General features: G+C 27.7%; 15 protein-coding genes and 1 pseudogene. 7 read left to right on the top strand and 9 right to left on the bottom strand.

Translation table 11 applies throughout. The features are described 5' to 3' along the window. Nucleotides 1-73 precede the first annotated feature (73 nt). Together ALEK_RS04510 and ALEK_RS04505 are read left to right on the top strand one after the other, a co-directional pair. On the top strand, nucleotides 74-667 hold the full coding sequence (locus ALEK_RS04510) for a LysE family translocator (protein WP_071627365.1): 594 nt from the start codon (nucleotides 74-76) through the stop codon (nucleotides 665-667). 3 nt (nucleotides 668-670) lie between these two features. Then, nucleotides 671-1,450, top strand: a complete 780-nt coding sequence (locus ALEK_RS04505; RefSeq protein ID WP_071627366.1) for an AraC family transcriptional regulator — start codon at nucleotides 671-673, stop codon at nucleotides 1,448-1,450. A gap of 5 nt (nucleotides 1,451-1,455) precedes the next feature. Here the strand turns inward: ALEK_RS04505 and ALEK_RS04500 are convergent, their stop codons facing one another. Then, complete coding sequence (locus tag ALEK_RS04500; RefSeq protein WP_071627367.1) at nucleotides 1,456-1,875, bottom strand: secondary thiamine-phosphate synthase enzyme YjbQ; 420 nt, start codon at nucleotides 1,873-1,875, stop codon at nucleotides 1,456-1,458. Between the two features lie 92 nt (nucleotides 1,876-1,967). Here ALEK_RS04500 and ALEK_RS04495 point away from each other — a divergent pair, with 92 nt between their 5' ends. Continuing rightward, a complete protein-coding gene (locus ALEK_RS04495; RefSeq protein ID WP_164072451.1) occupies nucleotides 1,968-2,120 on the top strand; it encodes a hypothetical protein in 153 nt (50 codons plus the stop codon). Here the strand turns inward: ALEK_RS04495 and ALEK_RS04490 are convergent. The 6 genes from ALEK_RS04490 to ALEK_RS04465 are packed head-to-tail and all read right to left on the bottom strand — an operon-like array spanning nucleotide 2,104 to nucleotide 9,274. Next, nucleotides 2,104-2,985: a DMT family transporter gene (locus ALEK_RS04490; protein WP_071627368.1), complete on the bottom strand. Its 882-nt coding sequence runs from the start codon at nucleotides 2,983-2,985 to the stop codon at nucleotides 2,104-2,106. The two genes, ALEK_RS04495 and ALEK_RS04490, sit on opposite strands and share 17 nt — an antisense overlap. A gap of 9 nt (nucleotides 2,986-2,994) precedes the next feature. Further along, entirely contained in the window at nucleotides 2,995-4,254 is a 1,260-nt protein-coding gene (locus ALEK_RS04485; protein ID WP_071627369.1) for a TolC family protein, read from the bottom strand. Nucleotides 4,255-4,265: 11 nt separating this feature from the next. After that, nucleotides 4,266-7,394, bottom strand: a complete 3,129-nt coding sequence (locus ALEK_RS04480; RefSeq protein WP_071627370.1) for an efflux RND transporter permease subunit — start codon at nucleotides 7,392-7,394, stop codon at nucleotides 4,266-4,268. A 12-nt stretch (nucleotides 7,395-7,406) separates the two neighbouring features. Further along, nucleotides 7,407-8,444 (bottom strand): efflux RND transporter periplasmic adaptor subunit, encoded by a 1,038-nt coding sequence (locus tag ALEK_RS04475; RefSeq protein ID WP_071627371.1) that lies wholly within the window; start codon nucleotides 8,442-8,444, stop codon nucleotides 7,407-7,409. Between the two features lie 10 nt (nucleotides 8,445-8,454). Beyond that, nucleotides 8,455-8,676: a DUF2798 domain-containing protein gene (locus tag ALEK_RS04470; protein WP_071627372.1), complete on the bottom strand. Its 222-nt coding sequence runs from the start codon at nucleotides 8,674-8,676 to the stop codon at nucleotides 8,455-8,457. Then, on the bottom strand, nucleotides 8,663-9,274 hold the full coding sequence (locus ALEK_RS04465; protein ID WP_071627373.1) for a TetR/AcrR family transcriptional regulator: 612 nt from the start codon (nucleotides 9,272-9,274) through the stop codon (nucleotides 8,663-8,665). Before ALEK_RS04465 ends, ALEK_RS04470 begins: the two co-directional genes overlap by 14 nt. 339 nt (nucleotides 9,275-9,613) lie before the next feature. On the opposite strand from ALEK_RS04465, the gene ALEK_RS04460 reads away from it, so the two are divergent. After that, nucleotides 9,614-10,162, top strand: a complete 549-nt coding sequence (locus tag ALEK_RS04460; RefSeq protein WP_071627374.1) for a YceI family protein — start codon at nucleotides 9,614-9,616, stop codon at nucleotides 10,160-10,162. Between the two features lie 23 nt (nucleotides 10,163-10,185). On the opposite strand, the gene ALEK_RS04455 is transcribed toward ALEK_RS04460, so the two are convergent. Then, entirely contained in the window at nucleotides 10,186-11,640 is a 1,455-nt protein-coding gene (locus ALEK_RS04455; RefSeq protein ID WP_071627375.1) for a protein adenylyltransferase SelO, read from the bottom strand. Nucleotides 11,641-11,779: 139 nt separating this feature from the next. Here ALEK_RS04455 and ALEK_RS04450 point away from each other — a divergent pair, with 139 nt between their 5' ends. The 3 genes and pseudogenes from ALEK_RS04450 to ALEK_RS04445 all read left to right on the top strand — a co-directional run. Then, a complete protein-coding gene (locus ALEK_RS04450) occupies nucleotides 11,780-12,142 on the top strand; it encodes a thioredoxin family protein (RefSeq protein WP_071627376.1) in 363 nt (120 codons plus the stop codon). A gap of 61 nt (nucleotides 12,143-12,203) precedes the next feature. Beyond that, the gene (locus ALEK_RS17630) at nucleotides 12,204-12,335 is read left to right on the top strand and encodes a thioredoxin domain-containing protein (RefSeq protein ID WP_265734124.1); all 132 of its coding nucleotides are present in this window, start codon (nucleotides 12,204-12,206) and stop codon (nucleotides 12,333-12,335) included. Between the two features lie 12 nt (nucleotides 12,336-12,347). Next, nucleotides 12,348-12,566: pseudogene (locus ALEK_RS04445) on the top strand (thioredoxin family protein); the annotation flags it as partial. 19 nt (nucleotides 12,567-12,585) lie between these two features. On the opposite strand, the gene ALEK_RS04440 reads toward ALEK_RS04445, so the two are convergent. Then, nucleotides 12,586-13,587, bottom strand: coding sequence for a tRNA pseudouridine(13) synthase TruD (locus tag ALEK_RS04440; RefSeq protein ID WP_071627378.1), 1,002 nt, complete (start codon nucleotides 13,585-13,587; stop codon nucleotides 12,586-12,588). Nucleotides 13,588-13,591 lie beyond the last annotated feature (4 nt).

Below are 13,591 nucleotides of genomic sequence, written 5' to 3'. Positions count from 1 at the left end.
ATTGCAATAATGTACTATGCCAAATATCAATTAATTTATATAATTACTTCTACTAAATATAAAAGGAATACCAATGAATATAACATCTTTTTTAATCTACTGTATTATTATAACTTTCTCACCAGGTCCTACTCATATTGTTACATTATCAACAGTTCAAAACTATGGTATAAAAAAAGCAATTAGCTTTTGTTATGGGGCATCTATTGCATTTTCTATTATATTAGTATTATCTGTTGTACTAAACTCTATATTAGCATCATTCATACCAAAAGCTATTTTTATAATGCAAATTATTGGAACTGCTTATATTCTATATTTAGCATATCAAATTTATAACATGGATACTATTTCAGAAGAAAGAAAAGATTTTAGCTCTTTTAAAACTGGATTTATTATGCAATTTATAAATCCAAAAGTGATTTTATTTTGTATTACTATTTTTCCAAGTTTTATAATGCCTTACTATAGCACTTTTTATGAATTAACAATATTTATAGTAATTGTTTCAAGTATTGGATCATTATCATTCTTTTTTTGGGTAATGTTTGGAAGTTTATTAAAATCATTTTTAGTAAAATACCAAAAATATACAAATATTTTGTTGTCTTTATTTCTAGTATATTGTGCTATTATGATATCAGGTATTACGGATTTTCTAGGGTAAGAAATGGATAAATTTATATATAAAAACAAATTAGATATTACAGTCCTATCTGCAAAAATGAGTAAATTCTCTTATAAAAAACACTCCCATGAAGAGTACACTTTAGGTGTAACACTAAAAGGCATTCAACAATATAACCTAGAAGGAACTTCACTAGCATCTCATAAGAATGGTGTAATGCTTTTTAATCCAGAACAAGTACACGATGGTAATGCAGCAAACTATAAAGATGGTTTAGATTATGTTATGCTATATATTAAACCTCAACTATTTTTAGAAGCACTTGAGAAAAAAGATATTGTTACTTTTAATAAACCAATTGTTTATGAAGAGAAATTAAAAAATGATATTCTAAACCTCTCTTACTCAATATTAAATAATAAAGATTTAGCTTTATGCAATGAATTGTATTTAAACCTAATGAATAATTTTACTTCAAAAGACTTTTCACTAGAGTATACAAATGAAACTGTATTTATAAAAAAAGCAAAAGAGATTATTTATTATAACCTTGGAGAAGTTTTAGATATTGATGAAATATCTAAAGAATTAAATATATCAAAATTTCAATTTATTAGAACATTTAAGGCTAATACTGGAATAACTCCTTATCAATATTTTTTGAATTGCAAAATTATTCATGCAAAAAAACATCTAGATATTACAAAAGATTTATATGGAACAGTAGTTGAGTTTGCATTTACTGACCTTTCACATTTAAATAGGCATTTTAAAAGAGTTTATGGAATTACAGCATTTGAGTATATAACAAATTTAAAATAATATAACTACAAACCCATAATAGTAGCAACAATTTTTCTACTACCACCATAATCTCTATGCTCACCTAAATATATACCTTGCCAAGTTCCAAGGTTTAGTTTTCCATTTGTAATAGGTATAGTAATATTAGAGCCAAAGATTGAAGATTTTAGGTGGGCTGGCATATCGTCATCACCTTCATAGGTATGTTCAAAGTATGCTTTGTTTGAAATCACATCATTTACAAATCTTTCCATATCATCTCTTACTGAGGAATCGCAATTTTCATTTATTGTAAGACTTGCACTTGTATGTTTTATAAATAAATTTAAAGTACCTACTTTAAAACTAGATAATTCTTTTAAATTTGATAGTATTTCATTTGTAATCAAATGAAATCCCCTACTTTTTGATTTGAGATTAAACTCTTTTTGTTCTATTTTCATAAAAAGATAATAACAGATTTTTCAAATAATTTGAAGAATTTACAAAAAATATGTAAAATATAAGTATAAAGAAAATAGTAGAAGGAGCAGCAATGGAACTTTTATTTATTCTAGTATATTTTATTCTTTTTCTTATTGCAATAGTACTGTCTTTTCAAACAGTTAAATATTTTAGGACTATGTGGAAATTTAAAAATAGAAAAAAAGATGGAAGTGAAGATAAAGACTTTAAGTATTTTGATTAATCTTCTTTTTTGAATACAAAGACAAAACTACACCAAAAGATACTAATGCAGTTGAGATAAATAGGCTCATAGTTAATAACTCATCTAAGAATATAATACTTACAATAATTGCTAATATTGGAACAAACAGTTGAATTATTCCAGCTGTAACTATTTGAATTTGAGGTAAAACTTGATACCACAATACATATCCTAAAGCAGAAGTAATACTACCTGATAAAATTGCAAATATTAAACCTTCAAAAGTAAAATACATCTCATCTCTTATAAATATAAAGAAAAACAATATTATAAAAAAACTTGCTTTTATAAAATTATCCATTGTATTAAACAGTGCATCTGAAGAGTTTTTTCCAAGTATTGAATAAACAGCCCATGCTATTCCAGAAATAATCATTAAGAAAATATGAAAGTATGATAACTCAAAACTTTCACTAGGATATAACAAATATATAAGACCAGAAAATGCTATTAATAAACCTAAGATTTTAGTTTGGGATAAAGACTCTTTATAAAAAAATGAACTAGCTAACATAACTATTTGAACCACTGCAAAAAGAAGAAGTGTTCCAAAGCCGGCATCTATGCTTAAATATGAGTAGGAGAAAGAAACTGCATATAAAAATAGCATAAATGAGCTAATCCAATTTTGTTTAAAAGAGATTGATATTTTTTTATTTTTAAATAAATAGATTATTACTAACATGGCGCTTGCTGATAATAATCTAAAAAAAGTAAATGAATATGCATCAATGTAGTTATTAACTAATGCTGCTTTACAAAAGATTGAGTTCAAACTCAAAAATAGTAAAGAAACACTTATTAAAAAGAATAAATTAATATTTTCTTTTTGATGGATATTCATTTTTATATATTATTTTGCCTCTACAATTCTATGTAATGTTGCAATTGATAAATACTTATCAAAATATGCTCTACTAAATCTTTGTTTTGCTGATGTTAATAAGAAGTTTGCATCAGTTAAATCAGTACTACTTGAGATACCTTCATTAAATCTATTGCTAACTATATTATAATTTTCTTTTGCTTGTGCTAATGATAATGTAGCTGTTTCGTAATTATCATTTGCAACTTCTAAATCTGATTTAGCATTTTCATACTGTAATTTAATATCAAGTGATGTTTTTACTAATTGTGTTTTTAGTTTAGACATTCTTGTTTTATAAATGGCAATTTGATTATCATCACTTCCACCATTATATAAATTCCATGATGCACTTAAATTTGCAACATTTTGATTATCAATTCCAGAATCTACCTCATCAAACCCTAAATCATCATAAAATCTATTATGAGAAAAAGAAGCATCTAACTTAGGGTAAAAAGATCCCTTAGTTGCTTTTTGTTGATTTCGTACTGATTCTAAACTCATTTTTAAAGCTTGGATTTCACTTCTTTGATCTAAAATATTTTCATCATAAGTTTTAATATTTAGGTTTTTTTCATGTAAAGGTTCAATAGTTTCACCCTTTAAATTCATACCACCTAAAATATTAGATAACTCTAATTTAGCAATTTTAACATCTGCTTTAGCTCTTACAACATTTTGTTTTGCACTAGACATATTTACTTGAACTTGTAATAAATCATTTCTAGCTACTAAACCTTGATCATATTTATTTTGAGCATCTGTATATTGTTTCTCAAATAATGTATATTCACTCTCATAAGTTTCTTGCGCATTAACTTTATCAAGATAGTTAATATATGCATTTTTTGTATTTAATACTGTATCTTGTTTTAAAGCTTCTAAAGAATACTTTGATGATTCAGATAAATATTTTGATGATTTTTTTGTTGCAACATCTTTAAATCCATTAAATAAATTATAAGAAATTTTTGCACTTAAAGTACCATCTTCTTTTGTTTGTGTTGCATTAACTTTATCTCTATTATTATAACCGTAAGCTAAATCTAACTTAGGTAAAAAATTAGCATTATTTGCTTTTACATTTTGAATTGACTCAATATAATCAAAGTTTTGAATTTGTAAGTCATTATTCTTTTCTAATGCAATATTTACAGCTTCATCTAAATTCAAAGCATTAGCACCAACGGCAAAGAAAGATGCCGCTAGTGATAGAGTTAATAATTTGTTTTTTATTCTTCTCATTGTTTTTCCTTTTATGCTTTACTTACATCAACAGGTGTATTAGGTTTCTTACCTACTTTTTGCTCTAATTTAATAAAGAACATTAGTAATGCTGGTGTAACAAAAATCGTAAAGATTGTAGAGAACGCAAGTCCTCCTGTAATAACAGAACCTAATCCTCTATAGAACTCAGATCCTGGTCCTGGAATTAATACTAATGGTAACATCCCAAAAATAGAAGTTAATGAACTCATATAAATTGGTCTAATTCTTGTTTTAGTAGCTTCAATAACTGCTTCTTTGTGCTCCATTGCTTCATTTTTAATATAATTTAAACTCTGGTGTACAATTAAAATGGCATTATTTACAACAATACCAACAAGAATAATAAATCCTAACATGGTTAAAATATCCAATGTCTGAGGTGCTACAAAGGCATTAGTTAAAGCAAGACCAATAAATCCACCAGCAGTTGCTAAAGGCACTGTAAACATAATAACAATTGGATATAAGAAGTTACCAAATAATGCTGACATTAATAGATATACAATTACTAATGCTAATAAGAAGTTACTTGTTAATAAACCAATTGTTTCAGTTAATTTATCAGCCGTACCAGACATACCAATTTCAACTGTAGGAGGAATCATACCTTTAGCTTTCATACCAGCTAACATTCCACCAATTGTTTTCATTGCTTCTTCAATAGTTGTACCTTGTGGTGGTGTAACTTGAAGTGTAATTGTTCTTTTTCCATCTAAGTGTCTAATCTCAGAAATACCTGTAGTAATTCCATATGTTGCAATAGATGATACAGGAACAAGTGAGGCATTAGGTAAAACAATCTGAGCAGACATAATATCTTCAGGTGTTTTAATTAAATCTTCATTTGCTTTTAAAACTAAATCAATTTTCTTTTTACCATCTTGTTCAAAGTCACCAACTTGTCTACCACTCATTAATACATCAACAGCAATACCTAAATCTTCTGATGACATACCTAAAGCTTTAAGAGCATCTTGGTTAGGTTTAATTCTAACTTCTGGGTAAAGTAACTCAACAGAAGGAACAGGTCTTACCTGAGAACCTTTTAATGCACCCATTGTTGCACCAAATAGTTGACCCCCAACATTTGCGATATCTTCAATTTTTTCACCAGAGATATCAATATTAACTGTATTACCTTCACCAATACCATCTTCGAATACACCAGATTGAATTGATACACCAAATACTGATGGTAATGAATTTACAATTGGTCTAAACATTGGAATAGTTTCTTTAGCTCTATCTTCATGCATAGATGTTCCACCAAAGATATTAAAATCTCCAAATGATACATAAAAGGCTCTATTTAAACCAGGAATACCATCAACATCTTTATTAATATGTGGCTCAACTTTTTTCATTAAGTATGTACCCATATCATATCTTTCTTGATATGATAATCCCGGAGGAGCAATTAAAATATTAAAAATTAAGTTCTTATTACCTTGTGGTAAATAATCAAGTTTTGGGAACAATGTATAAATCGCACCAACTGAAAATGCCGATAATAAGAATATCGTTGCTAATTTTGTAAATAAATTCTTTAAAGATGCTTTTACAATTGACATAATAAAGTCAACTATTTTATGTCCAAAGTTTGCAATAACTCCTGCATCTTTTGGTTCAGATTTTGAAACTCCTGCAAATTTTTTCCAAAGCATTGGAATTACAGAAATTGAAACAAATAAAGAGAATGTAACCGCAGCAGTAACTGCAATCGCAATATCTTTAAATAACTGACCTGCTTCATCTTGTAAGAAAATGATTGGTAAGAATACAGCAACAGTAGTAGATGCAGAAGCAATTAATGCACCCCATACTTCACTAGCACCTTTATATGCAGCTTCAGCAACACTATCACCATTTTTTCTATGTCTATCAATATTTTCTAATACAACAATAGCTGCATCTACTAGCATACCAACTGCAAATGAAATACCTGCAAGTGAAATTGTATTTAAAGATCTTCCCATAACAGAAAGAATAATAAATGTACCAATTACAGAAATTGGAATTGCAACTGCAACAACAGCAGTTGGAGAAATACTTCTTAAGAATGTAATTAGAATGAATACGGCTAAAATACCACCAATCATAATGTTTTGTTGAACTAAATCAACAGAACCTACAATATATGGTCTTTCATCATAAATCCATTGCATTTTAAGTTGTTCTTTTTTTAACATACCTGCGTTAAGTTCATTTACAACTTTTTCAACATCATTAGTAAGTTTTACAATATTTGCATCAGAGTTTGGTTGAACTCCTAAGAACATACCATCTTTACCTAAGTACATTGCAACAGTTTGTGCTGTTTCATATCCGAAGTTTACTTTTGCAACATCACCAACTGTAACTCTTTGTTCTCTATTTGATATTAAAATTACATTTTCAATATCTTCTATAGTTGAGAATTTATGAACAGTTCTAATTCTATAAGATCTTCTATCAAGATTTTGAATACCAGCTGCTACATCAACATTTTCACTTTGAAGTGTTGAGATTACTTTGGGAATTGTTAACCCATAAGATGCTAATTTATTTGAATCAAATTCAACTTGCATCTCTTGATCTCTACCACCAGCAGTCATAGTTCCAGCAACACCATCTACTCTTTTAATAGCAGGTTTTATTTCATCATCAAAGAATGTTTTATACTCATCAATATGTCTAGGATTACTATCTTCAGTTTGAAGCATCATCCAAATAACTGGGCTTGCTGTTGCAGTTTCAATTATTGGTTCTTCAACATCATCAGGGTAAGAGCTAACCTCGTTTAATTTATTAGATACATCTTGTAAAGCTGCTCTTAAATCAGTTCCTAATTTAAATGTAAGAGTAACTTCACCATAATTATCTTTTGCAGAAGATTCGTACTCTATTAAGTTATTTAAACTTTTTAAAGCATCTTCTTGCTCTTCAATAATTTCTCTTTCAATTTCATAAGGAGTGGCTCCTCCCCATGCAGTTGTTACTTTAATCTCAGGTTTAGTAACTGAGGGCGTTAATTGATATGGTAATTTATTTAAAGATAAAATACCAAATATAACTACGATTAAAACCGATACAATAATAGTAACTGGGTTTTTAATCGAAAATTTAATTAAATCCATTCTATATTCCTATTATTTATTTAATACTTTTACTGGAGAATTAGGGAAAACTCTTTCGTTTCCTTTTAATACAATCTCCATACCTTCAACTAAACCTTGTCCTGAAATAGCAATTTTATTAGATACATATCCAATAATTTGTACAGGAATCATTTGAGCTAACATTTTGTCATTTACAGCAAATACTACATTTTGACCAAATCTTTTAATTACTGCATCTCTTGGTAAAATTAATGCTTCTTTTTTTGCATCTTTAGATAAAGATACTTTTGCTTGTTGACCATCAAATACAAAATTGCTTTTAATATCTGCATTAAATTTAACTGGGAAAGTTCTAGTTAATTTATCTCCATTTGGAATAATTGCTGTTAATTTTGATTTAATTATTTGGTTTGAAACTTGAATATCATACATATCACCTTTTTTTAATCCATTTGCTACATTTAATGGTACATTAAAAATGAATTCAGCTTTTGAAGTATCTACAATTTTTGCAATAGCAGAACCTGCATTTGCCCATTCACCTAAGTTGATATTTTTCTCTACAATTACACCTGAAAATGGTGCCTTAATTCTTTTTTTATCACTTTGAATTTCTAACTCTTTTAAGTTCGCTTTTAAAGCTTGAACATTGCTAGAAGATGAATTTGATTTTAAAAGTGCATCATCATACTCTTTTTGAGTAATTGCTTTTGAAGCTAATAATTTTTTATATCTATTATAATCTTTTGATGAATTTACAGATTCGTCTTTTGCAATTGAAAGATTTGCTTTAGAGGCTTTAATTTGTGCATTTAATAAGTCTGCATCAATTTGAACTAATACTTTACCTTTTGATACTTTATCACCAAGTTCAAAATTAATTGACTTTACAACACCTGAGTTTTGTGCTGCTAATACTGATTTTTTATCAAAATTTAAAGTTCCAACAAACTCTTGTAAAGGATTAACTTCACCTTTTACTATTTTAGTAGTTTCAACTAGTGAAGGTCCACCCATAGCAAATGCACTCAAACTTAATAATGCTGTTGCTACAATCTTTTTTATCATATTATATTCCTTATTTAACTATTTTATTTGTAATTTTATGCACAAGTGGTGCAACTATTAATATTATTGGGAAGGCAAAAGCAAAGGCTTTTACAAAAGCTTCCATCCATTTCATAACAAATCCATCAACTATTCCTAAATTAATAAATGTAATTATCATACTCATCACAAAACTCATGAATAAAGACATGCAAAAAGCAAATACTACATTTTTAAATTTAGATGGAATCATTTTTAACCTCTATTAACTTAAAAATAGTGTCAATGAATTTTTCAAAATCAGCTCGAACATCAAAATTACTTTGACTCATTTTTCTAAGAGCTAATCCTTTTTGATAAGTTAAAATACCATCGGCTAAATCTAATGATTCTTCTTTTAACTCACCTTTTCCAATTCCTTCAGCAAATATTTTTACTAATTCACCTCTAAAGAATTCATTTTTATCACAGTTAAACTCTTGCATTGTTAAATTCTCTTCTGCTAAAACAATTGATAAAAACTCTTTATAACCATTAAAGTGTTTCATGTTTTCATCACAATCGTTCAGAACAAAATCAAAAAATAGTTCTATTTTTTCTCTAACAGTCGGTAACTTTTTCACTTCTTGAGTAAAAGCATTATGATGTTCTTCGATATGAATATTAATTATTTCAAAAATAATGTCTTCTTTATTATCGAAATATTCATATACAGTACCCTTACCAATGCCCGCAGTTCTGGCAACTTCCGCTACTGTTAACTTCTTCATTCCTACATCATGTATTAAATCAGAACAAGCAAGAGCAACTTCTCTTCTCTTTTCTTCTTTGTTGACTTTTCTAGGACTCATAGCACTCCTTTCTTTTTATATATTGGATACAATATTTATTTTGACTGACCGTCGGTCAAGTATATTCTAGAAGTATAGTTTATTAAAACTTAAACTTATTTTAAATCTTGACCGACGGTCAGTCAAAATCAGGAATTAAAAAAATAATAAGAAAAAATAGTGTGGAAAAAGTGGGATTTATAATAAATTTATAATTTTCTAATAATAGAGTTACTTACTCTATTTTAGTTTCATATTTACTCATGGTAAAATATATTTTACTATTATGATAATAATTATTGAAAAACACACTTTTATTTAATAATATAAATAAATTTATCAAATAATAAAGGATTTTAAATGAAAAAAATTGTTATCTCTTCTTTACTTACTATTGGATTACTTTCAAGTGCAAGTGCCTATGAATTAAATGGAAACTTAGGTGTAAAATGGACTGGATTTAAAACAGAAAAAAAAGCTCCAGTTTCTGGAACATTTAAAGATATAGCTTTAAATATTACTAAATCAGACGATTTATCAGCTTTCTTAAAAAGTGCAAAAGTACAAATTGCTAGTGCATCTTTTGATTCAAAAAATCCTTTTAGAGATAAAAACATTACAAGTACTCTATTCTCTCTTGCTACATCAAAAACAATTATGGGTTCAATCTCTAATGTTGATACTGCAAAGAATATGTTGACTTTAGATGTAACTATGAATGAAGTAACAAAACAAGTACCCATGAAATATGAAATGGTAAATGGTTCTATTGTTGCAAAGGGAACTATTGAGATTTTAGATTATGGTATGAAAAATTCATTTATGGCTTTTGCTAAAAAATGTGCAGGATTCCATCAGAACAAATCATTTTCTGATGTAAATATAGAATTTACATTACCTTATAAATAAGAGTAAGCCTTAGGCTTCTCTTATTAAGAAGAACAAGAAAGTTGTGTGTTAGCATACTCCATTGGTGTAGGTTGTGCGTATTTTTCAAAAGCTTCATGTTCATCAAAAGGATTTTGCGCAATATTCAATAAATCATTTACCAAAGTATAATCTCCCTCATGTGCTAATTCAATAGCATCTTGTAACATGTAATTTTTGATTATATATTTTGGATTTATTTTTTTCATAATTACTCTTCTATCTTCAAAAGTACTTCCATCTTTTTCACATACTTTTTTATAAGACTCAAACCAGTCTTCAATACTTTGTCTAAATACAGCAATATCTGTAATACTTGAAATATCATCAAAAGATTCTAAGTTTGTTAATCTATGGAAGAATACGTTGTAATCCATTTGAGCACTTTGTAGAGCACCTAATAATTCAACAATTAAATCAAGATTATTATTACCACTATTCTTTGGATTAAGCCCTATTCTTTTATTCATCATTTGCAAATATACATTTTCATGTTGTGGTAAAAAGGCATGAAGATAATCTTGCATTTTTTCTAAATTTGCTATTTCACTTAAAGCTTGTGCTAAAACCATTAAGTTCCATCTAGCTACATAAGGTTGATTATTATAAGAGTATCGCCCTTCACTATCTGTATGATTACAAATACAGTTTTTATCAAAATAATCCATAAATGCAAAGGGGCCATAATCAATAGTAAGACCTGCCATTGAGAAGTTATCTGTATTCATAACCCCATGCATAAATCCATATGTTTGCCATTTTGCTAATAGTTCTGCACTGTTATCTACAAGAGCGTAAAACATCTTTTCATATTTATTATTTTCATTTTCTAGGTGTGGATATGTATTTTTGATTACATAATCTGCTAGTTGTGAAAGATTCTCTTTTGAATTATCCGTATTTGCAAAAAACTCAAATGTTCCAATTCTTATCCAAGAAGGAGACATTCTCATAACTATTGAACATGATTCTTGTTCCCACTCTCTATGGGCAAAAGTATCTGAATCAATAATAGCTAAAGCTCTTGTAGTTGGAACTCCTAAAGCGTGCATTGCTTCACCCATTATATACTCTCGAATAGAAGATCTAAGAACTGCTCTTCCATCCCCTCTTCTTGAATAATTTGTAATACCTGAACCTTTTGTTTGTAAATGCCAACCATTTACAGCTCCTAGGTTAATAGCTCTTCCATCGCCTAATTGTGGTACAAAGTAACCAAACTGATGTCCTGCATACACCATTGAATATGGAACTGAGCCTTTTAAAACATTACTTCCATTGATGAAGTCAATAAACTCTTCACTTTCACACTCTTCATAATCAAGATTGATTAAATCACAGGCTTGTTTATTGAAAGATATTAATTTAGGTTTTGATAGTGGTGTTGCATCTAGTTTTTGATATAGTTTTTCATTAAATTCAAAATAATCTACATTTAATTCTAATTCTTTTAATTTCATAATTTTTCTCTTTTGATAATTGTTTAATTTTATAATTTCACAATAGCAAAAAAGTTTATAAAAGAAGATAAAAATTATCCTCTTTACCCAACACAAACTACACATATAAAAGTTATAATGAATGTTACAAAGGATAATTATGTTTAAAACTATTTTTATTTCTCTACTTCTTATAAGTAATATATTTGCATTTGAACATCTAAATGAAAACAATTTTGATGAAAAAATAAAAAAAGGAAATACAGTAGTAAAATTTTATGCCACTTGGTGTGATATCTGTAAAGAAACATCTAATAACTTATCCAAATCAAAAATAGATAAAGATCTTAATTTATCAATATACAAAGTTGATATAGGTGAAGAAGTTTATTTGACTAAAAAATATGATGCAATTACTATCCCATTATTTATTTATTTTAAAGACGGAAAAGAGATAGCTAGAGAAGATGCAATAAAAACAACAGAACAAATTGAAGATAGTTTTAACAAATATTTTCAATAGTTTTTTTTGTATTTACAAAAACTAAACAAAGTTTTTATATTATACAAAAAAAGGATCAAAGATGAAAAAACTAGTTCTGTTTTTATTTCTTGGGTTTAGTTCATTATTTGCATTTGAAGAATTAACTGCAGATAATTTCGACCAAAAAATAGCAAACAAAAATGTAATCATTGATTTTTACGCAGTATGGTGAGGGTCTTGTAAGGTTCTAGAGCGGAACATGACAAAATATAATACAAGCAAACCAGACAATGTAGAAATCTATAAAGTGGATATTGAGAAAGAACCTGCTCTTACTCAAAAGTATAAAGCCTTCGCAGTGCCAATGTTAGTTTATATTAAAAATGGTGAAGTTCTTGCAAAAGAGCGAGGAATCAAAACTGTTGAGCAATTAACAAATAGTGTGAATAAGTATTTTAAATAAAAGAGATAATCTCTTTTATTTAAGCTTTTAGGTTTCTATTTGCAATGTTTTCTATTAAAACAGTTGCGTATGAACCTTTTGGTAGTGTAAATCTTACTTTACATTTTTGTGTTTCTTTATTGTATTTGATATTAATATTAGTTGGATATACAAGAGCATCTCTTCTATAACCTTTTTCTTGAATATATGTATCATCATACTTTTCTTCAATCTCTTTAGCTTTTCCAATAGCTCTAAATGCTTTTCTACCAGGTAATAATCCACTTGGAACAATTTTTTTAGCTTTAAAATCTTTTTCCATAGCTTCTGTTAAGTTTTTAGGAGTGAAAAATCTATCTGTTTCATAAACTCTAAATACATCTCCATCTAAAGCTTCAAATGACTCATCACTCATGTTTAGTCTTTCAACTAACCATTTATTAAAGAAATCACTTTGATAAGCAGCAACTAACATTTTTGATAATTTTCTATCTTTTATTGTTAAATCACCGTAGATATATTTTTTTGCTTTTTCTAAGTTTTCTGCTCCATCATGTCCAAATCTTTGGTATCCAAAATAGTTAAGCATTCCTTTTTTAGCAACTTGGTTTATATATTTTTCGATTTTACCTACATCTTCTTGTTTTACTTCATGTAAGTTAATCTCAAATTTATTACCAATTAAATCTCCAATATTTAACTTCTCTTTATGTAGAGTTGTTTCTAATATTTTGATTCTTGGATGTCTAAAGTTTTTTAGATCTTTTGCATACTTTCTTGGAATTGAAATATATTGAGTTGTTGTTGCATTTTTATCTTTAAGACCTGCATATCCTAACTCATTTTCATATATTTTAAGCCCTTTGCTTAGAGCTTCCATTAAGTCCCAAGTACCTAATCTTTCTTTTTTAATTTTGGCAATTATAAAATTACCTTTGCCTGTGAATTTAATAGGCACTTCTTCAACCACAAAATCATCTACATTTTGATAGAACTTAAAATCTAAACTTTTGTGTTTTTGAAAGAATTCTCTTTTTATCATATTT

It is taken from the genome of Poseidonibacter lekithochrous (assembly GCF_013283835.1).
Taxonomy (GTDB): domain Bacteria; phylum Campylobacterota; class Campylobacteria; order Campylobacterales; family Arcobacteraceae; genus Poseidonibacter; species Poseidonibacter lekithochrous.
This window is presented reverse-complemented; position numbering and strand designations above follow the sequence as displayed.